The organism is Anaeromyxobacter sp. K, from assembly GCF_000020805.1.
Taxonomy (GTDB): Bacteria; Myxococcota; Myxococcia; order Myxococcales; family Anaeromyxobacteraceae; genus Anaeromyxobacter; species Anaeromyxobacter dehalogenans.
The window spans coordinates 1,023,755-1,045,014 of record NC_011145.1; the positions used below are offsets into that span (position 1 = coordinate 1,023,755).

21 protein-coding genes are annotated in these 21,260 nt (G+C 76.7%); 12 read left to right on the plus strand and 9 right to left on the minus strand.

The window, feature by feature from the left end:
* Window positions 1-8 precede the first annotated feature (8 nt).
* On the plus strand, window positions 9-566 hold the full coding sequence (gene sufT, locus ANAEK_RS04460; protein ID WP_012524957.1) for a putative Fe-S cluster assembly protein SufT: 558 nt from the start codon (window positions 9-11) through the stop codon (window positions 564-566).
* An 18-nt stretch (window positions 567-584) separates the two neighbouring features.
* Here sufT and ANAEK_RS04465 read toward each other — a convergent pair whose 3' ends face one another.
* The gene (locus tag ANAEK_RS04465; RefSeq protein WP_232288367.1) at window positions 585-947 is read right to left on the minus strand and encodes an FHA domain-containing protein; all 363 of its coding nucleotides are present in this window, start codon (window positions 945-947) and stop codon (window positions 585-587) included.
* A gap of 284 nt (window positions 948-1,231) precedes the next feature.
* On the opposite strand from ANAEK_RS04465, the gene ANAEK_RS23260 reads away from it, so the two are divergent.
* Window positions 1,232-2,164: a DUF4142 domain-containing protein gene (locus tag ANAEK_RS23260; protein WP_304411949.1), complete on the plus strand. Its 933-nt coding sequence runs from the start codon at window positions 1,232-1,234 to the stop codon at window positions 2,162-2,164.
* A gap of 66 nt (window positions 2,165-2,230) precedes the next feature.
* Here ANAEK_RS23260 and ANAEK_RS04475 read toward each other — a convergent pair whose 3' ends face one another.
* Window positions 2,231-4,132 (minus strand): carboxypeptidase regulatory-like domain-containing protein, encoded by a 1,902-nt coding sequence (locus ANAEK_RS04475; protein WP_012524960.1) that lies wholly within the window; start codon window positions 4,130-4,132, stop codon window positions 2,231-2,233.
* Between the two features lie 383 nt (window positions 4,133-4,515).
* Here ANAEK_RS04475 and ANAEK_RS04480 point away from each other — a divergent pair, with 383 nt between their 5' ends.
* Complete coding sequence (locus ANAEK_RS04480; protein WP_041454182.1) at window positions 4,516-5,010, plus strand: energy transducer TonB; 495 nt, start codon at window positions 4,516-4,518, stop codon at window positions 5,008-5,010.
* Window positions 5,011-5,037: 27 nt separating this feature from the next.
* On the opposite strand, the gene ANAEK_RS04485 is transcribed toward ANAEK_RS04480, so the two are convergent.
* From ANAEK_RS04485 to ANAEK_RS04495, 3 genes are all read right to left on the minus strand, one after another.
* Window positions 5,038-6,270 (minus strand): ABC transporter permease, encoded by a 1,233-nt coding sequence (locus ANAEK_RS04485; protein WP_041454183.1) that lies wholly within the window; start codon window positions 6,268-6,270, stop codon window positions 5,038-5,040.
* A gap of 82 nt (window positions 6,271-6,352) precedes the next feature.
* Window positions 6,353-7,258, minus strand: a complete 906-nt coding sequence (locus tag ANAEK_RS04490) for a S1C family serine protease (RefSeq protein ID WP_012524963.1) — start codon at window positions 7,256-7,258, stop codon at window positions 6,353-6,355.
* A complete protein-coding gene (locus ANAEK_RS04495) occupies window positions 7,255-8,193 on the minus strand; it encodes a S1C family serine protease (RefSeq protein ID WP_012524964.1) in 939 nt (312 codons plus the stop codon). Before ANAEK_RS04495 ends, ANAEK_RS04490 begins: the two co-directional genes overlap by 4 nt.
* A gap of 166 nt (window positions 8,194-8,359) precedes the next feature.
* Between ANAEK_RS04495 and ANAEK_RS04500 the strand changes: the two genes are divergently transcribed.
* From ANAEK_RS04500 to ANAEK_RS04510, 3 genes are all read left to right on the plus strand, one after another.
* Complete coding sequence (locus ANAEK_RS04500) at window positions 8,360-8,986, plus strand: response regulator transcription factor (RefSeq protein WP_012524965.1); 627 nt, start codon at window positions 8,360-8,362, stop codon at window positions 8,984-8,986.
* Between the two features lie 107 nt (window positions 8,987-9,093).
* Window positions 9,094-9,597 (plus strand): HugZ family protein, encoded by a 504-nt coding sequence (locus tag ANAEK_RS04505; RefSeq protein ID WP_012524966.1) that lies wholly within the window; start codon window positions 9,094-9,096, stop codon window positions 9,595-9,597.
* Between the two features lie 555 nt (window positions 9,598-10,152).
* Window positions 10,153-11,265 (plus strand): HNH endonuclease, encoded by a 1,113-nt coding sequence (locus tag ANAEK_RS04510; RefSeq protein ID WP_012524967.1) that lies wholly within the window; start codon window positions 10,153-10,155, stop codon window positions 11,263-11,265.
* Between the two features lie 8 nt (window positions 11,266-11,273).
* Here ANAEK_RS04510 and ANAEK_RS04515 read toward each other — a convergent pair whose 3' ends face one another.
* The 3 genes from ANAEK_RS04515 to ANAEK_RS04525 are packed head-to-tail and all read right to left on the minus strand — an operon-like array spanning window position 11,274 to window position 14,010.
* On the minus strand, window positions 11,274-11,669 hold the full coding sequence (locus ANAEK_RS04515) for a translation initiation factor (RefSeq protein ID WP_012524968.1): 396 nt from the start codon (window positions 11,667-11,669) through the stop codon (window positions 11,274-11,276).
* Window positions 11,666-12,874: a TfuA-like protein gene (locus ANAEK_RS04520; protein ID WP_012524969.1), complete on the minus strand. Its 1,209-nt coding sequence runs from the start codon at window positions 12,872-12,874 to the stop codon at window positions 11,666-11,668. The genes ANAEK_RS04515 and ANAEK_RS04520 overlap by 4 nt, the downstream gene beginning before the upstream one ends.
* Window positions 12,871-14,010, minus strand: a complete 1,140-nt coding sequence (locus ANAEK_RS04525; protein WP_012524970.1) for a YcaO-like family protein — start codon at window positions 14,008-14,010, stop codon at window positions 12,871-12,873. Before ANAEK_RS04525 ends, ANAEK_RS04520 begins: the two co-directional genes overlap by 4 nt.
* Window positions 14,011-14,080: 70 nt before the next feature.
* On the opposite strand from ANAEK_RS04525, the gene ANAEK_RS04530 reads away from it, so the two are divergent.
* Both ANAEK_RS04530 and ANAEK_RS04535 read left to right on the plus strand, forming a co-directional pair.
* Complete coding sequence (locus ANAEK_RS04530; RefSeq protein WP_012524971.1) at window positions 14,081-15,478, plus strand: M20/M25/M40 family metallo-hydrolase; 1,398 nt, start codon at window positions 14,081-14,083, stop codon at window positions 15,476-15,478.
* Window positions 15,479-15,607: 129 nt separating this feature from the next.
* Window positions 15,608-18,133: a glycogen/starch/alpha-glucan phosphorylase gene (locus ANAEK_RS04535; protein WP_012524972.1), complete on the plus strand. Its 2,526-nt coding sequence runs from the start codon at window positions 15,608-15,610 to the stop codon at window positions 18,131-18,133.
* Here ANAEK_RS04535 and ANAEK_RS22730 read toward each other — a convergent pair.
* Window positions 18,036-18,473, minus strand: coding sequence for an MGMT family protein (locus tag ANAEK_RS22730; protein WP_083779830.1), 438 nt, complete (start codon window positions 18,471-18,473; stop codon window positions 18,036-18,038). The genes ANAEK_RS04535 and ANAEK_RS22730 overlap by 98 nt on opposite strands.
* 108 nt (window positions 18,474-18,581) lie before the next feature.
* Between ANAEK_RS22730 and ANAEK_RS04540 the strand changes: the two genes are divergently transcribed.
* From ANAEK_RS04540 to ANAEK_RS04555, 4 genes are all read left to right on the plus strand, one after another.
* Entirely contained in the window at window positions 18,582-19,133 is a 552-nt protein-coding gene (locus tag ANAEK_RS04540; RefSeq protein WP_012524973.1) for a hypothetical protein, read from the plus strand.
* Between the two features lie 94 nt (window positions 19,134-19,227).
* Window positions 19,228-19,809 carry a LemA family protein gene (locus tag ANAEK_RS04545; RefSeq protein WP_012524974.1) on the plus strand — a complete coding sequence of 194 codons (582 nt, stop codon included), beginning with the start codon at window positions 19,228-19,230 and terminating at the stop codon, window positions 19,807-19,809.
* Complete coding sequence (locus tag ANAEK_RS04550) at window positions 19,809-20,597, plus strand: YgcG family protein (protein WP_012524975.1); 789 nt, start codon at window positions 19,809-19,811, stop codon at window positions 20,595-20,597. Before ANAEK_RS04545 ends, ANAEK_RS04550 begins: the two co-directional genes overlap by 1 nt.
* A 10-nt stretch (window positions 20,598-20,607) precedes the next feature.
* Window positions 20,608-21,249 carry a TPM domain-containing protein gene (locus tag ANAEK_RS04555; protein WP_012524976.1) on the plus strand — a complete coding sequence of 214 codons (642 nt, stop codon included), beginning with the start codon at window positions 20,608-20,610 and terminating at the stop codon, window positions 21,247-21,249.
* Window positions 21,250-21,260 lie beyond the last annotated feature (11 nt).

Below are 21,260 nucleotides of genomic sequence, written 5' to 3' on the forward strand. Positions count from 1 at the left end.
GAGCGGACATGGATCGCACACCCACCCATACTCATCGTGACGTCGAGGCCGTGCAGGTGCCCAGCGGCCATCTGGTGCTGCTGCCGCAGGGCACCTGGCTGGTGGTGCAGCAGGCGCTGGGCGGCCAGTTCACCGCCATGACCGAGATGGGCGGGCTGGTGCGCATCGACGGCAAGGACGCCGACGCGCTCGGCGACGCGTTCGTCGAGGAGGCGCGGCGGTTCGAGCAGCAGCGCAGCGCCGCCGCCGAGGGGCCGTTCGAGGAGCAGAAGGTCTGGGACGCGCTCGGGACCGTCTACGACCCGGAGATCCCGGCCAGCATCGTGGAGCTGGGGCTGGTGTACGCGGTCGCGGCCGAGCCGGTCGAGGGCGGCCACAAGGTGCGGGTCGTCATGACGCTGACCGCGCCGGCCTGCGGCATCGGGCCGGTGCTGGTGGACGACGTCCGCCGCAAGGTGCTGGGCGTGCCCGGGGTGAAGGACGCCGAGGTGGACCTGGTGTTCGACCCGCCCTGGGATCCGTCGCGGATGAGCGAGGCGGCCAAGCTCCAGCTCGGCTTCATGTAGGCGCGGGCCGGCGCGCGGCTACGCGTCCACCGCGTACTTCAGCACGGTGGAGGCGATGCGGAGCACGTCGCCGTGCCGGAGCGTCTGCTCCTTCACCTGCTTCGAGTTCAGGAACGTGCCGTTGGTGGAGTCGAGGTCCACCAGCACGTGCACGCCGCCCGACACGAAGATGCGGGCGTGCCGGCGCGAGGCCTGGTCGGACCCGATCACCACCGTGTTCCCGTCGTCGCGACCGAGGGTGACGTCCTCGTCGCCGAGCGGGTAGCGCGTCCCCTGCTGGCCGGCGTCGGCGGAGTGGACCACGACGAGCGCGGCCCGGACGGTCTCGGCGCGGCCGGCCTGCTGCGGGGCGCCGCTCGCGCGGGTTTCGTCGAAGTTCATGTCCATGGCGTTAGCACGGGCCGGGTCTCGCGGTGAAGGGGTCCGAGCGGACCACCGACACCTCGCCGGGTCGATCGTCCCACCGCCGCCGGGCCGCGGCGACGGCGGGCCGGCGCGGGCGGGCGGGGCGCGGCGAACGGGCGCGGCACGGGCCCCGGGGCCGCTGCTCGCGGGGAGGACGCTCGGGCGGAGCGTGCGGATCGCTCGGTCCCTCTCCACCTTGTTCGCCGACGCATCGGGAACCCAAAGGAGAGCGATCGATGATGCAATGGAATCGTTGGGGGATGGCCGCGGGTCTCGCGGCGGCGCTCGCGTTCGCCGGCCAGGCGGTGGCGCAGGGCGCAGGCGGATCGGGCGGGAGCACGGGGAGCGGGCAGTCGGGGGGCAGCACCGCGGGTGACCGCGGCAGCGCGGGCAGCTCGGGATCGATGGGGAGCGGCTCCGGCAGCATGGGCGCCGGCTCCGCGGGCGGCAGCGCCGGCGCGAGCGACGCCGGATCGAGCGCCACCGGCGCGACGCCGGGCCCGACCGGCAGCACCGGGACGGGCTCGGCGGCGCAGGGGTCCTCGAAGAAGATGTCGAAGACCCTCGAGGACGGGCTCCAGAAGCTGCACGCGGCCAACCTGTCCGAGGTGCAGATGGGCGAGATGGGCGTGCAGCACGCGCAGAACGAGCAGGTGAAGCAGTTCGCGCAGCAGATGGTGGACGACCACCGGAAGGCGGACGAGCAGCTCACCCAGACCGCGCAGCAGATGGGGGTGGACCTGAACGGCAGCGCGTTCCAGAAGGAGCAGACGAAGGCCCAGAAGCAGATGGACAAGCTGACCTCGAAGACCGGGGCCGCCTTCGACAAGTCCTACATGGCCGTGATGGTCGAGGACCACAAGAAGGACACGCGCGAGGTCGCCACGCTCGCGAAGCAGGCGCGCCAGGGCCAGCACCAGGAGCTCGCCTCGTTCCTCGAGCAGACGCACAGCACGCTCCAGGGGCACCTCAAGGAGGCGCAGCAGACGCAGAAGGCGCTCGGCGCGGGTCGCCAGGCGCGGAAGGCGCACGGGAGCGCCGGCTCGATGGGGACCGGCTCCGGCGGCAGCTCGGGCTCGACCGGCGGGAACTCGGGCTCGTCCGACACCGGCTCCGGCGGCGCTGCGGGCTCCGGCTCGCACGGCGGCGGCGCGGGCTCGGGCTCCGGCACGGGCGGCGGCGGGACGCACTGACGCCGAGCGCGCGTCCGGCGCGCGGATGCGAACGGGCCGGGGGCGTCGCGCTCCCGGCCCGTCGTGCTATCCGCGCACCAGCCGCCGGGGCACGCGCACGTCGAACGTGGACGTGCCGCGCCGCACCTTCAGCAGCACCGACGTGCCCTCCGGGCCGCGGATCGCGTCGATCGCGCCGGCCATGCCCAGCTCGGCCACCCGGCGTCCATCCACCTCCACGATGAGGTCGCCGCGGCCCAGCCCCACCTCGGCGGCCCCGCCGCCGGCGATGACCTGCGCCACCGCCAGGCCGTCGCCCGACGGCGCCAGCACCGCGCCGATGCCGGCCAGATCCACCCGCGGCTCCTCGCCGTCCGCCGTGGGACGGAGCCGCACCTCCACCGGCCCGGCCGTCCCGCCCGGCTCGACCTGCACGCCGCCCAGCACGCGCGCGTGGTGGCCGGCCGCGGCCACGAAGATCGAGGAGCGCGGCGGCAGCCCCGCGAGCGCGAACGTCCCGTCCGCCCCGCTCACCGCCTCCGACAGCACCGGGAACGTGGACGCCGCGGCGCTCGGCAGCGCGCCCTCCACCGAGAGCCGTGCGCCGGCGATGGGCGCGCCGGTGGCGTCGTCGCGCACCACCCCGGTCAGCCGGCCCCCGGACTCCAGCGCCGCGTCCACCACCGCCTCGCCGCCGTCGCCCGGGATCTCCACCGCGCGCTCGCCGGACGGCGCGTAGCCGGGCGCCGTGATCACCACCGTCGCGGGGCCGGGGGCGAGGTCGTCGAGCGCGTAGCAGCCCGAGGGATCGATGACGGACCGCGTGCGCTGCGGCACCAGCCGGAGCGGGCCGCGTCGCTCCAGCACCAGCACCGTGAACGGGGCCACCGGCGCGCCGGCGGCCGCGGCCCGCACGCACCCGCGCAGTCGCCCCCCGGCGGCCAGCTCGAGCACGAGGTCCTTCGCGCCCGGCGCGACGCGGCGGAGCGCGGCCGGCGCGCGGCCCTCGGCGCGGGCCCGCACGCGGTAGGCGCCGGGGTCGAGCGGCGGAAGCTCGAAGCGGCCGTCGGCCGAGGTGACCACCTGGGCCGTGGGGGCGTCGTCCAGCCCGAGCACGCGCTCCGGCGACGCCGTCACCAGCGCGCCGGCGATCGGGGCGCCACCCTTCGCGATCACGCGCCCCGACACCGGGGCGCGCTCGCCCAGCGAGCGGTGCGCCGGGCCGAGCTCCACCGTGACGCGCCCGTTGACGCGCTCGAGCGGGCCGATGTCGGCGCGCCCGGGGAGGAAGCCGTCCTTGCGCGCCTCCAGCACCGCGCCGTCCGGCGCCGCGAACCGGAACGCGCCTCGCGCGTCGCTGGTGAAGTGGTCGGGGATGGGCACCAGCGCCGCCTCGCCCGCGGCGCCGAGCAGCCGGACGTCGGCGCCCGCCACCGGCGCGCCGTCCCGGTCGACGACGTGGCCCTCGAGCTCCGCCGCCTGGGCGAGGTGGATCTCGATGCCGCGCACGTGGCGGCCTGCCGCGGCGTCGAGCTGGACCGGGCTGTGGCCCCACTCCGGCGCGAACGGCAGGAACCCGGGCGCGGTGACCGCCGCGAGCAGCCACCGCCCCGTCTCCGGCGGCTCGAAGCGGAACGCGCCGTCGGGGCCCGCCCGCACCGACGCGGCCGCGCCCGCGCGCGAGAAGGTCAGCTCCGCGCCGGGCACGCCGGCGCCGGACCCCGCCGCGACCACCGTCCCCTCGAAGCTCGCCGGCGCGGCGTCGGGCGGCGCCGGCGCGGCGGGGGGCACGCGGATGGGCAGGGCGGTCGGGGGAGGGCCCTCGGGCGCTCGCGCCGCGGCGACCCCCGGGCCCGCGGCCGTGGGCGCCGTCGCCGCCTGCGGGCCGGGCTCGTCCGGCGCGGTCCGCCGCAGCAGCGCGGCCGCGAGCAGCAGCGCGAGGAGGGCCAGCCCGAGGGCGAGGAACGCGGTGCGGCGGGGGCTCTGCATGCGGGGTCTGTATACCGCGACCTGGCGTCCGGAGCAGGTGGCACGCCGGGTGCGGGCGTGATACCGATGCGCCTTTACATTGCGTGACGGCGGCGGCCCCGGAGGCCGCCCCGGCTGCGGCGCGGCGGCGCGCCACGGGGTGAGGGCGGGTGCGGGACGGCGGGAGGGCGCGAGGGGGCTGGGGGCTGGCGTCGCTCGCCGCGCATGCGGCGCTGCTCGCCGCGCTGGCGTGGCGTCCATCTCGCCCGCGGCCTCCGCCGGCGCCGGTGATGGTGCTCCTGCCGGGCGCGCCCGCGCTGCGCGCCCCGCCCCGGGCCGCGCCCGCCAGCGCTCCCGCGAGGCCCGCGCCCCGCGCCGCCCGCTCGGGCGGGGGCCACCGCGGCATGCCCGTGCCCCGCGCGCTGCCCGAGGCGTTCCCGGCGGCGGAGCTCGCGCCGGTGGCGCTGGAGGCGGAGGAGGTCCTCGCGCCGGGCGAGGGGCCCAGCTTCACCGGCGATGGCGTCGGCGACGGTCCGTTCGTCCCCGGCGGCGGGTTCGGCGCCGGCCGCGGCGGCGCTGCGGGCGGGGAGGCGGCAGACGGCGAGGGCGAGGAGGGGCCGCCCTGGCTCCGCTCGGCGGTGCTGCGCCAGCTGCAGCGGCAGATCGAGCGCGACCCGTACCCGCCGGCGGCCGAGCTGATGGGCTGGTCCGGGACGGTGCGGGTCGGGTTCACCGTCCTCACCGACGGGAGCGTGGCCGACCTCCGCGTGGTGGTGTCGAGCGGTCACGGGGTGCTCGACCGCGCCGCGCTGGCGGTGATCCGCAAGGCCGCACCGTACCCGCGCCCCCCGGTGGACCAGCCCGTCATCGTGGCGGTGGTCTGGTACCTGCCCCCCTGAGCCGGAGCCCGGACCGCGGGGCGCGCGCTACTCCGCCCGCATCGCCTCGACCGGATCGAGCCGGGAGGCGCGCGCCGCGGGGTAGATCCCGAACACCAGCCCCGCCGCGGCGGCGGCGCCGAGCGACAGCAGCACCGACCAGAGCGGCACGCGCGCCGGCACGACGTCCAGCTCCCGCGCCGCCAGCGCCACCCCGCCGCCGAGCGCGACGCCGATCGCGCCGCCCACCAGCGCGAGCACCAGCGACTCGACCAGGAACTGCGCCAGGATCCGCTCGCGCCGCGCCCCGAGCGCCATGCGCACGCCGATCTCGCGGGTCCGCTCGGTCACCGAGACCAGCATGATGTTCATCACGCCGATGCCGCCCACCAGCAGCGAGAGCGCGCACAGGCCGAACGTGGCCGCGCCCACCACCCGCGCCAGCCCGTCGAACAGCTCCGCGGCGGTGTCGTTCGAGAACACCTCGAAGTCGTTCTCCTCGAGCGGGCCGAGCCCGCGGACCCGGCGGAGCGTCGCGACCACCTCGGCCATGGCCTGCGGCACGTCCTCCACGCGCGTGGCGCGGACGGCGAGGTTCGTGCCGCGGGCCCGGCCCAGGACCGCGTCGTAGGCGGTCCACGGGACCGCCACGAACCCGTCGCGCGACTCGAGCCCGAGCACCGTCCCCATCCGCTCCGCCACGCCGGCCACCTCGAACGGCACGCCGCGGATCCGGATCTCGGCGCCGACCGGGTCGGCCCCCGGGAACAGCACGTCGGCGACGCCCGCGCCCACGAAGGCCACCCGGCGCGCGAGCGCCACGTCGGCGTGCGTGAGGAACCGCCCGCTCGAGACCGTCACCGCGTTGGTGAACTCGTAGTCCGGGAGCACGCCGAGGACGTCGATCTCGTTGCGCGTCGCGCGCGTCCGCGTGGCGACGGCCTCGGGCCGGCGCCCCTGCTCCTCGATCGACACGAACGCGACGTGGGGGAGGCCGCGGAGCGCCTCGCCCTGGGCGCGGGTGATGTCCTTGCGGCTCGCGTACCGGTGCCAGGCCTCGTGACCGACCGTGACCATCGGGAACTTCTCCACCCGGAACGCGCCCGCCTCAAGCATGGAGAGCTGGCCGGTCATCTCCAGCCGCAGCCCCTCGGTGAGCGCCATCATCGCCACCACCGTGGCGGTGCCGATGACGATGCCGAGCGCGGTGAGCAGCGAGCGGAGCGGGCTCGCCCGCAGCGTGGCCGCGGCCATCCCGACGTCGTCGAGCCAGGAGCGCATCGCCTGCCAGTTCACCACGCCTCGCCGCCAGCGTCACGCCCCGATCGCCGGTGGGGCGCGACGTCGGGGCCGCCGCGGACCTTCAGGCCGCGGCGGCGCGCGGCGGGTCGGGCCGGATGGCGAGCCGGAGCGGGCAGCCGGCGCGCAGGACCGCCAGGTCGATCTCGCCCGCCCGGGCCAGCACCAGCACGCGCTGCAGGTCGTCCAGCGTCTGCACCGGGCTGCCGCTCGCCGCGACCAGCAGGTCGCCCGGCCGCAGGGCGGCGCGGCCGGCCGGCGATCCCTCGACCACCTCGAGCACCCGCACGCCGCGCCCGTGGCCGGCGAGCGCCGCGTCGCGCGCGTCGAGGTCCTCGCCGCGCGCCGCGATCCCGAGGAACGGGCGGCGCACCTCGCCCTCGCGCATCAGCACCGAGGCCACCCACGCCGCCGTGTGCGCCGGCACCGCGAAGCCGATCCCGTGCGCCCAGGGGAGCATGGCGGTGCTGAGCCCGACCACCGCGCCGCCGGCGTCGAGCAGCGGTCCGCCCGAGTTGCCCGGGTTGATCGACGCGTCGGTCTGGACCAGCCCCTCCAGCACCGCGCCGCGCGGCGCCGCCAGGTTGCGGTGCAGCGCGGAGACCACGCCCAGGGTGACCGAGCGCTCGAAGCCGAGCGGGTTGCCGATGGCCACCACCAGCTCGCCGACCGAGAGCCGCCGCTCGGAGAGCGCCAGGGAGGGGAGGTCGCGCGCGTCCACCCGCAGCACCGCCACGTCGGTGCGGTCGTCGCCGCCGGCGCGCTCCGCCGCCACCACCCGCGCGCCGGAGAGCCGGACGCGGACGGGGCCGCGACCGCGCGCGACGTGCGCGTTGGTGAGCACCCAGCCGTCCGGCGCGATCACGACGCCGGAGCCCTGGCCGCCGCCCTGCTCCACGCCCACCACCGCCGGGGCGGCGCGGGCCACCAGGTCGGCGACGTCGCGCGAGAGCGCCTGCAGCCCGGTCACGCCCGCCTCCCGCGCACGCCCACGGTGACCGCGACGTCGCGCACCTCGCCCGCGCGCAGCACGCGCAGCGTCACCGCCTGGCCGATCCGGTCCTCCGAGAGCAGGGCCAGCAGCTCCCCCGGATCCTGCAGCGCCTCGCCGCCCACCGAGAGGATGGCGTCGCCGAGCAGCACGCCGGCGCGGTCCGCCGGGCTGCCCGGCTCGACGCGCGCGACGAGCAGCGCCAGCTCCTCGCCGGTGCGCGCGCGCAGCGCCGGCGGGAGCGGGACCGGCTGCGTGGCGAGGCCGAGGTAGCCGCGGCGCACCTCGCCGTGCGAGAGGAGCGAGGTCACCACCCGCGCGACCGTTGCGGCGGGCACCGCCAGCGCCGCGCCCCGCACCAGCCCCGCCGCCGCGAGGCCGAGCGCGAGGCCGTCCGCGCCGAGCACCAGGCCGCCGGAGAGCCCCGGGTGCCGGGGGACGCCCAGCTCCAGGTAGCGGTCGACGCGCCCGCCCATGGGCGCGCGGAACGCGTCGCCGGCGCGCGCCAGCAGGCCCAGCTCCGCGCGCGGCCCGCGCCCCGGCCGCGTGACCACCAGCGTGAGCTGCCCCGCGGCGGCGCCGGCCGCGTCCGCCCAGTCCGGCGGCGCGAGCCCCGTCGCGCGCACCCGCAGCGCGGCGAGGTCGGTGCTGGGGTCGCGGCCGATCACCTCCGCCGCGACCTCGTCGCCCGAGGGCAGGCCGACCGTCACGCCCTCGTCGCGCTCGAGCGCGTGGTGCGCGGTGACGACGACGCCGTCGGCCGACCACACCACGCCCGACGCGGGCGCGTGGCGCCGTCCCTCCACCCGCACGACGTGCGCGGCGGCGGACGCGGTGAGCGCGGCGAGGCGCGCGGAGAGCTGGGCGAGCAGGTCGGACGGCAGGGCAGGGGCGAGGGGGGGCGCGGAGGTCATGGCGGGAAGCTAGGCGGTCCGCGGGCGGCGCACATCGGCGGGAGGGCCAGGGCGCGGCCTGGCCCGATGGGCAGGTCGCGCCCGGCAAGCGGGGAGGTGCGCGCGCCGCAGGGGGCGCCGGTCGCGCGACCGGGCCGGTCCCGGCGCCGGCGGTTAGATCCGCGGGATGGAGCCGCTCCGGGTGCTGGTGGTCTCGGCCGATCCGCTGGCGCGGGCGGGCCTCGCCGCGCTGCTCGGCCTGAGCCCGGAGCTCCGGCTCGCGGGCGAGGCGGAGCCGGCGCGCGCGCAGGCCGCGGCGCGCGAGGTGGACGCGGCGCTCTGGGACCTGGGCGCGCCCGCCACCGTCCGCGGCGCCGCGGACGCGGGCGGGGCCGAGGCGCTCGCGGTGCTCGCGGCGGGGCTGCCAGTCGTTGCGCTGGTGGCCGGGGAGGCGCAGGCGGGCGAGGCGCTCCGGGCCGGGGCGCGGGGCGTGCTCCAGCGCGGCGCCGGCGCCGAGGCGATCGCCGCGGCGCTGCGCGCGGCGGTGACCGGCCTGACCGCGCTCGACCCCGAGCTCGCGGCGGCGCTGCTCCGGGCGCCCGCCGCCGAGGCGGGCGGCCCGCTCACGCCGCGCGAGCGCGAGGTGCTGGCGCTCGTGGCGGAGGGGCTCGGCAACAAGGCCATCGCCGCCCGGCTCGGCATCTCCGAGCACACCGCCAAGTTCCACGTGAACGCGATCCTCGGGAAGCTCGGCGCCGGCTCGCGCGCCGAGGCCATCGTGCGCGCGGCGCGGCTCGGGCTGGTGGTGCTGTGAGGTCGCGACCCGGCGCCGCGGCCCCGCGCGGGCGTGGCGCGCGGCCGCCCGGCGGGCGATCGGAGGGTGCGGGCGCGGCGGCGTCGCGGCGCCCGGGGAGGACGGAGATGGCGGGGCACGAGGCGGAGGAGCGGGCGCAGGCCGGCGCGGAGCGCGCCGGCGGCATCGAGGCGGTCCGGGGGTTGCTCGAACGGGAGCGGGTCGGGGTCCTGTCCACGATCTCGTCGCGGCACGCGGGGTGGCCGTACGGGACGCTGGTGCCGTTCGCGGTGGCCGCGAACGGGGAGCCGCTGCTGCTGCTCTCGGCGCTGGCGCAGCACACGCAGAACCTGGCGGCCGATCCGCGCTGCACGCTGCTGGTGTTCGACGGCGAGGCGGCGCGAGGGGATCCGCGGACGGCGGCGCGGGCGACGCTGGTCGGCCGGGCGGTGCGGGTGGGCGCGGCGGAGGAGGAGGACGCGGTCGAGCGGTACGCGGCGCGCGTGCCGGGCGCGAAGGGGCTGCTCGCGCTCGACTTCGCGCTGTGGCGGCTCGAGGTGATGGAGGTGCAGCTGGTGGGCGGGTTCGCGGCGGCGGGGTTCTTTCCGGGGGAGGCGCTGCGCGAGCGGTGAAGGCGGCTGGGCGAGGGGGGGGGCGAGGGCGGGGCGTCTTCGATGGCGGGGCGTCTTCGATGGCGCGGCGTCTTTGATGGCGCGGCGTCTTCGATGGGGCGGCGTTGAGGGGGCTGTGAGTGGGCAGCGGTGATCCGGGGCGGGTCCGGCTGACCGGAACCGGAGCGGCGCGGATCGGCTCGCGAGAAGCTCGAGGGCGAGGCGCGGGTCGCGTGGGGTGCGCTAGGCGACTGGGCGCGAGGCGAGCGGGCGCGAGGCGAGCGGGCGCGAGGCGGGGAGCGAGGCGCGCGGGCGCGGAGCGCGGGGCGCGGGGCGCGGGCCTGGGGAGGACGGCAGCACCCGTTTGTCTCACGGTGAATGCTTGACGCGTTTCGGCCCTTGGTCGGTTCGCGTGGGTGAACTCGCTGCGCGGCAGGGCTTCTGCGCACGCTCGGGGCGGCGCTGCGACGGCGCGGGCGCCAAGCGAGGGGGCGCGGAGCCCTGGTGGCGTTCGCGCGTCTCGAGGCGTTCTCGTGCGCTTTACGGAGGGCGAAATCCGCGTGCGATGCTTCGGGCATGGATACCGCACTCGAGTTCACGAAGCGTCTTGTCTCGCTGCTCCGCTCCGAGCGGCACGCCATGGCGGAGTTTCTGGTCGCGCTGGCGGAGTTCGACGGGCGCGGGCTGTGGAGGGAGCGCGGGCACACCTCGCTCTTCTCCTTCCTGCGACGCGAGCTGGGGCTCTCGGCCGGTGCCGCTCAGTACCGGAAGACCGCAGCCGAGCTCATCCAGCGCTACCCGGCCATCGAGGGTGCGCTTCGCGAGGGCAAGCTCTGCCTGTCCTCCGTCTGCGAGCTGGCGAAGGTCGTGACCACCGAGAATTGCGCCGAGGTCCTGCCCCGCTTCTACGGGCTGTCGAGCCGGGACGCGGCGGAGGTGGCTGCCTCGATCCGGCCCGTCGAGAACCCGCCTCGCCGCGAGGTCATCGTGCCGATCAGGGGGGCGTGCTCGGCGGCGACGGGTGCGTCAGGCCCGGCGGCTCCGCTTCTATTTCGGGCGCCCGAAACGCCTGTGCCCAGCGGGGTCGAGGCTGCGGGTCATCCAGAGTCCGCTCGCAGTGCGCCTGTCGAACTGCGGGCGGTGACCTCTGCTACCAACGCCAGCTCCGTGGACTGGCTCGATGGCGACCAGGCGCGGATGCACCTCACCGTGTCCAAGGCCTTCCTGAAGAAGCTCGAAGCGGCGCGCGATGCGCTCTCGCATGCGATGCCGGGCGCCTCCCGCGAGCACGTTCTGGAGGCGGCGCTGGACGTGCTGCTCGGGGAGCGCTCTCGGCAGAAGGGGCTCACGGCGCGGCCGCAGAAGACCATCCGGCCCTCGAAGCCGGACCACATCCCGGCCCACGTCCGCCGAGAGGTCTGGAGGCGCGACGGCGGGCGGTGCACCTTCGTGCTCCCGTCCGGTGAGTCCTGCGGTTCCACCCACCAGCTCGAGCTCGACCACGTCGTGCCGCGGGCGCGGGGCGGGGCCTCGACGGCGGACAACCTTCGCATCCGCTGCAAGGGTCACAACCTCGAGGAGGCGCGGCGGGTCTTCGGGGACGCGGTGATGGCCGGGTACGCGGGGAGGCGACGGGGCGGCGGGTCGCGAGATGCGGCCGCGCCCTGGGAGCGACCGCACCCTCGGTAAACGATGGTTCAGCCGCGAATCACCTTCCGGACCCCGCGGCGCTCGAGCCACGCGGCGGCGCGGTCGCGCTGGTCGCCCTGGAGCACGATGGCGTCGCCCTCCACCCCGCCGCCGCAACCGAGGGCGCGCTTCATCGCATCGGCCCATGCGGCCAGCGGCTCGGGCGCCAGGGCGAGCTTCTCCACGACGGTGGCCTCCTTCCCTCCGCGGCCCTTGCGCTCGAGGCGGACCACGGCGCGGGCGGGGGCGGGGCGGGTGGCTGCGGGGGGCTGCGCGGGCGCGGGCTCCGGCTCCTGCTCCTGCGCCGGGACGTGGCCCTCGGGCAGCTGCGCGCGCAGCTTCTCGAACGCGGCGTTGAACGGGCCGGTTGGCGCGTCCACGGGCGGCGCCTTCTTCTTGCTCACGGCGACCTCCTCCTCCTCGTGCGGCGGCGCGGGCTCGTGGGCGGTGCCACGAGGCGCTGGGCCTCCTCCGGCCACGCACCACCGAGCCGCGCGGCGAGCGCGAGGCCCTCCTCCCAGGACGGGCCGTCGGGCACGGCGCGCTCGGCCATCCCGAGCAGCCGCGCCTCCAGCGCGAGGTCCTCGCAGAGCCGGCGCGCGGCGCCGTCGTCGAGGCCGCAGGCGGCGAGGAACGCGGCGCGACCCTCGGGCCGCACGCCGGCGCGGCGCAGCCAGGCGCGCTCGGCCTCCGCGGTCTCGGCCTCGCCGGCGGCGAGCCCCATCGACCGGGCCAGCGCGGCGAGCGCGGCGCGGCGCAGCCCGACGGCCGCGAGGCGGCGGGCGTCGGGCCGGCGCGCGAGCGCGGCCAGCACCTCGCCGGAGGGGACCTCGGCGCCGCCGGGCAGCAGCGTCGCGGCGCGCGCGAGCCGCGCCCGGCGCAGGTGCGCGGGCGGCGATCCGGCGGCGGGGCGGGGCGGGGGCGGCGCCCCCTGGCGGCGTGCGCGGGCGAACTCCGCGGCGGCAAGGAGGCACGCCTCGGCGTCGGCGCGCTTCACGTCGGGCGCGCGGGGAAGGCGCTCCCCGAGCCGCGCCCGCTCGGCGGGGGCGAGCCGGGCCCGCGTCAGCACGGCGGGCCAGGTGCGCGCGGTGTAGGGGATGCCGGCCGCGGCGGCGAGCACGGCCCGCGCGGCGGCCGGGCCGACCTCTCCCGAGGCGCGCGCGTCCTCGAGCGCGGCGCGCACCTGCACGAGCGGGAGCGTGAACGGGCGGAACGCGTCCTCGGCGTGCCCGTGCAGCAGCGCCACCTCGCCGTCGTCGTCGATGACGCCGTCGCGGTACCAGCCGAACACGCGCCCCACGCCGACCACCCCGTGCGCGGCCAGCTCCGCGGCCCGGAGCGCGCCCATGCTCCCGCCGCCGAACACCGCCACGCCGGCGTCGAGCGCGGCGAGCACCTCGCGCGGCCACACCGACGGGACCGTGTCGAACAGCCCGTCCACCAGCGCGATCGCGAGCGGGCGCGCCGGCAGCACGGCCAGCAGGTCGCCGGCGCGGGCGGGCGGGAGCACGCGGCAGGGCGCGAGCCGGCGCGCCTCGTCGGCGCGGAGCGAGGGGCCGAGGAAGGCGACGACGTCGCCGGGGCGGAGGCGGGCGGAGGCGGGCTTCACAGGAGCTCCGAGCGCAGGAGGCCGGGGGCGACGATCTTCACCACGTGCAGGCCGGGCGGGCCCTCGAGCGCGACGCGCACCGCGGACCCCAGGCCGGCCGCGCGCAGCCGGCCGGCGATCCGCCGGAGCGCGGCCGAGGGCGACGGCGCGGCGAGCGAGGGCAGCGCGGCGGCCCTGCGCGACGGCCGCAGCGCGGCGCAGCGCGCGGCGAGCGGCGCGGCGGACGCGCGGTCGCCGTGCAGCACGTCCTCGCGCGCGCCGTGGATCTCGGTGGCGCGCGACTGGGCGGCCTCGAGGAGCGCGGCGAGGAGCGCCTCGTCGCGGCCGGGCCGGCAGGCGTAGCCGGCGGCGAGCGGCACCGGCCCTCCCGGATCCCCGAGGAGCGCGCCGGCCACGGGCAGCCCGAGGCCACGGGCGCGGCGCCCGGCGGGCACGAGATCGAGCAGGTGCACGCGCAGCCCGCGCGCCTCCAGCGACGCCGCCAGGGCGGCGGTGCGCGGCGCGGCCGCCGCCAGCCCGCCGGGATCGAGCAGGCGCCGCGCCAGCTCACGTTCGGTGAAGCCGTCCGGGAGCGCCCGCGCGAGCTGGTCGCGCTCCACCGCCTCGAGCAACGCGTGCAGGGCGGCGCGGTGCGGGTCCGGGTGCGCGCCCATGCCGTTCGAGGTCCAGGTCAGCACCGCGGGGCCGAGGAGCGGGCCGCCGGGCGGCGGGCAGAACACGGCCTGCGCCGGGACGGCGATCGGTGCGCCGCCCTCGAGCGGCACGCCCTGGCACCAGGCGACGCGCAGCGTCTCCCAGGCCGGATCCGCGCCGCCGCCGGCCAGGGCGCCGGGCCCGATGACCGCGCCCTCGCCCAGGCGGGCGCGGAGCTCCGCCGCGGAGGCCAGGGGCATCGGGCCGGGGCGCTCCGCCGCCCACAGCTCGGCCGCCTCGGCCAGCGCCCCCAGCGCGGCGTCCTCGAACCGCGCACCCTTGCCGTTCGTGACCTGGAGCACGTGGCCGTCCGGGCGCACCGCGCTCGCCACCTCCACGCCGGTCCGGTCGAGGCCGGTCAGGCGGGCGACGCGCGTCACCCCGAGTGCATGCGTCAGCGTGTCGCGCCGTCCGTCCCGAAGGGGTCGAGGGATCCCGGCCATGCGCCCTTATATCCCGGGCCGCCCCTCGCCCGCCCGCGGCGCGGGAACCCTTCTGCCCGAGGTGACATCCATGCCCGAGACGCCGGTCGACCTGGCCCTGGCCCACTACGAGAAGAACGCCGCCAACTACCTGGACGAGCTGAAGCGCCTGGTCCGCATCCCCAGCGTCTCGTTCCCGGGCTTCCCGGAGAACGAGGTGCGGCGCAGCGCCGAGGCGACCGCCGAGCTCCTGCGGCGGCGCGGCTTCGAGAAGGTCGAGGTCCTCGAGGTCGAGGGCGCGCACCCGTACGTCTTCGGGGAGCGCGTCGAGGATCCCGCCGCGCCCACCCTGCTGCTGTACGCGCACCACGACGTGCAGCCGGCCGGCGAGGCGGAGGCCTGGAAGACCCCGCCGTTCGAGCCCACCGAGCGCGACGGCCGCCTGTGGGGCCGCGGCGCCGCCGACGACAAGGCCGGCATCATCGTGCACGCGGCGGCGGTGGACTCCTGGGTGCGCGGCGCCCGGCGCATGCCGCTCAACGTGAAGATCGTGGTCGAGGGCGAGGAGGAGATCGGCTCCGACCACCTGACGGCGTTCCTCACCCGCTACCGCTCGCGCCTGGACGCGGACGCGATGGTGCTCACCGACACCGGCAACGTGGACTCGGGCGTGCCCTCGATCACGGTGGCGCTCCGCGGCCTGGTGGTCCTCGAGGTGGAGGTCCGCGCGCTCGAGCAGAGCGTCCACTCCGGCATGTGGGGCGGCCCGGTGCCGGATCCCACCATGGCGCTCGCCAAGATGCTCGCCGCGCTGGTGGACGACGACGGGGCCATCGCCATCCCCGGGATCCACGACCGCGTCCGCCCGCTCACCCGCGAGCAGCGCGAGGCCATCGCCGCGCTGCCGGTCACCGAGGAGGACATCCGGCGGCAGGCCCGGCTGCGGCCCGGCGTGCGGCTGCTGGGCGGCCGCCATCCGCTGGAGACGAACTGGTGGCAGCCGTCGCTCGCGGTGAACGCCATCCAGGCGTCCTCGCGCAAGGACGCGCGCAACATCATCAACGACGTGGCCTGGGCGCGCCTCGGCGTGCGGCTGGTCCCGGACATGGACCCGGTGGACGTGCGCGAGAAGCTCGTCGCGGCGCTGCACGCCGCCGCGCCCTGGGGCGTGGAGGTGACCGTGAAGCCGGACACCGCCGGCGCGCCCTGGATCACCGACCTCGGCCACCCGGCGTTCGACGCCGCGTTCCGGGCCCTGGAGAAGGGGTTCGGGCGCCCGGCCCTCGCCATCGGGTGCGGCGGGTCGATCGGGTTCGTGGAGCCGTTCGCCAAGGCGCTCGGCGGCGTCCCGGCCCTGCTCATCGGCGTCGAGGATCCGTCGTCGAACGCGCACTCGGAGAACGAGAGCCTGCTGCTCTCCGACTTCCAGAAGGCCATCCGGAGCGCGATCCACCTCTACGAGGAGCTGGCCGGCGCGCTGCGCCGGTAGCGCCCGGCCGCGCGCTCCGCCGGTGCGGCGCGGCGTCCGCCCCGCCGCGCCGCGGCGGGGATGCGGCTATGATGTCCCGCCGCCTGCCGTGGCCGCCGCCCGCGCCCGGTGCGCACCCTGAGGAGAAGCATGCCCCCACCGAGGAAAGCCGCCGCCGCCCGCACGGAGGAGGCGCGCGCGCTCGAGCGCGCCCGCGACCTGCCCAACGCCCGCACCGCGCTGGACGTGGACGCGCTGCGCCGCGCGTTCGCCGACCACCTCCAGTACTCGCAGGGCAAGGACGAGCACACCGCCACCCCGCTCGATCGGTACTTCGCGGTCGCCTACGCGGTGCGCGACCGGATGATGCGGCGGTGGATCCAGACGCAGCAGACCTACTACAAGGCCGACGCGAAGCGGGTCTACTACCTCTCGCTCGAGTTCCTGATGGGCAAGGCGCTCGAGAACAACCTGCTGAACCTCGGCATCTACGACAACATGCGGTCGGCCCTGAGCGACCTCGGGCTCGACCTGAACGCGCTGCTGGAGCAGGAGCCCGACGCCGGGCTGGGCAACGGCGGCCTGGGGCGGCTCGCCGCCTGCTTCCTGGACTCGCTCGCCACGCTCTCGATCCCCGCGTACGGCTACGGGATCCGCTACGAGTTCGGCATCTTCGACCAGGAGATCCGCAACGGGTACCAGGTGGAGCGCCCGGAGGAGTGGCTGCGCTTCGGCAGCGCCTGGGAGATCCCGCGCGGCGACGCCTGCGTGCCGGTCTCGTTCTACGGGCGGACCGAGCACGGCGTGGACGAGAAGGGCCGGCTGCAGGTGCGCTGGGCGGACGCGCGCCACGTGCTGGGCATGCCCTACGACGTGCCCATCACCGGCCACGGCAACCAGACCGTCAACACGCTGCGGCTCTGGCGCGCCCGCGCGTCGCAGGAGCTGGACCTCGCCGACTTCAACGCCGGCGACTACCTGTCGGCCGTCGAGGAGAAGGACCTCTCGGAGAACATCTCCAAGGTCCTCTACCCGAACGACCTCACCGTCATGGGCAAGGAGCTGCGGCTCCAGCAGCAGTACTTCTTCGTCTGCTGCTCCATCCACGACATCGTGAACCGCCACCTCAAGGTGCACGAGGGCTTCTCCGACTTCCCGGACAAGGTGGCGATCCAGATGAACGACACGCACCCGGCCATCGCGGTGGCCGAGCTGATGCGGGTCCTGGTGGACGAGCACGGGCTGGAGTGGGGGAAGGCCTGGGAGATCTGCGGCGGCACGTTCGGCTACACCAACCACACGCTGATGCCGGAGGCGCTGGAGAAGTGGTCGGTGGACCTGTTCGGCCGGGTGCTGCCGCGCCACCTCGAGATCGTCTTCGAGGTGAACCGGCGGTTCCTCGACGGCGTGCGCGCCGCGCGCAAGGCGGACGAGCCGGCGCTGCAGCGCATGAGCCTCATCGAGGAGGGACCGGTCAAGCAGGTGCGCATGGCGAATCTGGCGGTGATCGGCTCGCACTCGGTGAACGGCGTGGCCGCGCTCCACACCGAGCTGCTGAAGCGAGAGCTGTTCCACGACTTCCACGCGCTCTGGCCGGAGCGGTTCAACAACAAGACGAACGGCGTGACGCCGCGCCGCTGGCTGCTGCAGGCGAACCCCGCGCTGGCGCGGTCGATCAGCGAGGTCATCGGGCCGGGCTGGGTGACGGACGCGGCCCAGCTCCGCAACCTCGAGCCGCTCGCCGAGGACGCGGGCTTCCGCCGGCTGTTCCGCGACGTGAAGCGCGACAACAAGGAGCGGCTGGCCGGAATCGTCCGCGCCGAGAACGGGATCTCGCTCGACCTCGACTCGATCTTCGACGTCCAGGTGAAGCGCATCCACGAGTACAAGCGGCAGCTGCTCGCGATCCTGCGGGTGGCGAGCGAGTACCTCCGGCTCAAGGAGGAGCGGGGCTACGACCCGTACCCGCGCACCTACCTGTTCGGCGGCAAGGCGGCGCCGGGCTACGCGATGGCGAAGTGGATCATCAAGCTCGTCGGCTCGGTGGCCGACGTGGTGAACCGGGACGTGGACGTCCGCGGCCGCATCGCGGTGGCGTTCCTGCGGAACTACCGGGTGTCGCTCGCCGAGCGGATCTTCCCGGCGGCCGAGGTGTCCGAGCAGATCTCCACCGCCGGGAAGGAGGCGTCGGGCACCGGCAACATGAAGTTCGCGCTGAACGGCGCGCTCACGGTCGGGACGCTCGACGGCGCGAACGTGGAGATCCGCGAGGAGGTGGGCGCGGAGAACTTCTTCCTGTTCGGGCTCACCGTGGAGGAGGTCGCGGCGCTGAGGAAGGGCGGCTACGACCCGTGGGAGTGGTACCGCAAGGACCGCCGCATCAAGCAGGTTCTCGACGCGCTGTCCTCGGGCGTGTTCTCGCCGGGCGAGCCGGGGCTGTTCCGGCCGGTGGTCGAGTCGCTCCTCAACGGCGGGGATCCGTACCTGGTGCTGGCGGACTTCGCCGCGTACTGCGCGTGCCAGGAGCGGGTGGAGCAGGCCTACCGCGATCCGGACGGCTGGACCCGCAAGGCGATCCTCAACGTGGCGCGCGCCGGGAAGTTCTCGTCCGACCGGACGATCCACGAGTACGCGACCGAGATCTGGAAGGTGCCGCCGGTGCGGGTGGTGGAGTAGGGCGGGCCGCCCGCGGGCCGCGCCAGCCGAACCCGTCCAGCTCCACGCGCCCGTGCGCGTCGAAGCGGACGCCCTCCGCCTCGAGCAGCGCGCGCTGCACCGCCGCGCCCATCGGATCGAGCATGCTGATCCCGGCCCGCCCGCGGGGGCGCGCGCCCAGCACCCGCTGCCACGGGACCGCGTGCCGGCTCCCGTGCAGCGCCGCCAGGGCGTAGCCGACCTGACGGGCGGCGCCGGGCCTGCCGGCGGCGAGCGCCACCTGCCCGTAGGTCGCCACCCGGCCCCGCGGGATCCGCTTCACGACGCGATAGAACAGCGCCCACCCTGACGGCTCCGCCATGCGCGGAGCCTACCACCGCGCCGGCGGGCGGCCGGGTCCCGCGCGCGGCGTGCCGGCGCGGGCGTCCGATGCTAGGCTCGGGGCCGCGGCGGCGCCGCGGGAGGTCACATGCACGGGGCGAGGTGGGGGGTCATCGCGGTGGTGCTGGCAGCGTCGGGCTGCTTCGACACCGAGCCCTGCCCGGCGCCGCTCGAGGCGTGCGGCGGCATCTGCTACGACCTGCGCACCGACCGGCTCCACTGCGGCGACTGCGGCAACGCCTGCGGCGGCGGCGAGGTGTGCCTGAGCGGCGCCTGCGTTTCGGATCCCAACGCGGCCTGCGTGAGCCGCTCCGGCGGAGCGTTCGTGACCCTGGGCGTGTGCGGCGACACCGTGAAGGCCTGGATCGTCGCGCCCGACTTCATCAGCCGCGCCGAGGCGCTGGTCGCCGATCCGTCCTCGCCCGGCGCCGCCGTGCCCACGTTCGACCTCCGGGACGGGAGCGACTGCGACGCGCAGTGGAGCTGGAGCCCGTCGCCCGCGACCGCCCGGTTCGCGGACGCCGCCGCGACCGCGTGCAGCGCCTGCCCGAGCTCGATCCAGGCGGATCCCGCCGGGTGGATCGCCCAGGTGGGCGTGTGGTGCCCGCCGGCGCGGGTCCTCGCCGTCCACAGGCAGTGAAGCGGGCCCCCGGCCGCATCCCCAGGCCCGACCTGGGTGTGGCTGCGGTAATTCGTCCTTCTCGCGCCGGTCGCCGCGCGCTAGCCTCCGGTGCATGACTCACGCGCGATCCGTCCTCGTCGCCGCCGCCGCGCTGCTGCTCGCCGGCTGCGGCTTCCAGTCCATCCCCCAGGCGGAGAACGCCGTCTCCGGCGCCTGGGCAGAGGTGGAGAACCAGTACCAGCGCCGCGCCGACCTCGTGCCCAACCTGGTCGAGACGGTGAAGGGCTACGCCACGCACGAGCGCGAGACGCTCGAGGCGGTGATGGCGGCGCGGGCCCAGGCCACGCAGGTGCGCATCCCGGTGGACCAGCTCACGCCGGAGAACATGAAGAAGTTCGAGGGCGCGCAGGGCGCGCTGTCCTCGGCGCTGGGGCGGCTGCTGGCGGTCTCGGAGAACTACCCGCAGCTGAAGGCGAACGAGAACTTCCGGGACCTGCAAGCGCAGCTCGAGGGCACCGAGAACCGCATCGCCATCGCGCGCCGCCGCTACATCCAGGAGGTGCAGCGGTTCAACGATCTCGTGACCGTGCCGCCCACCAGCTGGACGAACTCGATGATGTACCACAAGCAGCCGAAGGCGCAGTTCACCGCCACCACGCAGGGGGCGGAGAAGGCGCCCGCGGTGAAGTTCTGATGGCGGTCGCCGCCCCGGCCGCCGGCCCGCGCGCGCTCGCGGTTGCCGCGCTCCTGCTCGCCGCGGCGCTCGGCGCCGCGCCGTCCCCTGTCGCGGCCCAGGCGGCCATCCCGCCGCTCACCGGCCCGGTGGTGGACGCGGCCGGCGTGCTCTCGCGCGGCGACGAGGAGCGGCTGGCCGCGCTCGCGCGGGCGGCCCGCGGCGTCGAGGGCGGGCAGGGCGTGCAGCTCCAGTACCTGCTGGTGCGCACGCTGGAGGGCGAGCCGATCGAGGACTACTCGATCCGGGTCGCCGAGGCCTGGAAGATCGGCACGCGCGGCAAGGACAACGGCGTGCTGGTGACGGTCGCGGTCGACGACCGCCAGGTGCGCATCGAGGTGGGCGGCGGGCTGGAGGGCGGCCTCACCGACGTGCAGTCCTCGCGCATCATCCGCGGCGCGATCGCGCCCGCCTTCCGGCAGCAGCGCTACGGCGACGGGCTCTACGACGCGGGCGTGCAGATCTTGGGCGCGCTCGGCGCCCTCCCGCAGGGCGTGGACGCGCGCCAGGCCGTCCGCCCGCAGGTGCGCGTGCCCTCGCTGTTCGTGCTGCTCCTGTTCGTGGTCGCGTTCGTGATCCGCGTCCTCACCGGCTTCGGCCCGCGCCGCCGCCGCTCGCTCTGGTGGGGTGGCGGCGGGCCCTGGGGCGGCGGCGGCCCGTGGGGCGGGGGCGGGTTCGGCGGAGGCGGCGGCGGCTGGTCCGGCGGCGGGGGCGGGTTCTCGGGCGGCGGCGCCTCGGGGCGCTGGTGAGGAGGCGCGCGTGAAGTTCGAGGCGCAGTTCGACGAGGCGGCCCGCCGCCGCATCGCGGAGGCGGTCGGGCGCGCCGAGGCGCTCTCGCGGGGGCAGATCGTCCCCGTGGTGGTGGAGAAGAGCGATCCGTACCCGGAGGTCCGCTACCGCGGCGCGCTCGTCGCCGCCGCGATCGCCACCGCGGCGGTCCTGGCGCTGCACCTGCCGGTCACGCTCGCGGAGCTGCCGCTCGTCCAGCTCGCGGCCGGCCTGCTCGGCGCGTGGCTCTCGATGTGGGACCCGGTGGAGCGCCGGCTCGCCGGCGCGCGCGCGCTCGACCAGGCGGTGCGCGCGCGGGCGGTGCGCGCCTTCCACGAGAACGGGCTGCACCGGACCACCGAGGGCACCGGCGTCCTGGTGTTCGCGTCCCTGTTCGAGCACGAGGCGGTGATCCTGGGCGACCGCGGCATCCACGAGAAGATGGGCGACGCGGGCTGGGACCGCGCGGTCGCGGCGCTGGTGGCCGGGATGCGCGACGACGACCCGGGCCGCGGCTTCGTCGAGGCCATCGCCCAGTGCGGCGCCCGGCTCGCCGAGCACTTCCCGCGCGACCCCTCCGCCCGCCCGCCGCCGAACGAGCTCGAGGACGCCATCCGGGCCTCGCGGACCTGACGGCGCCCGGC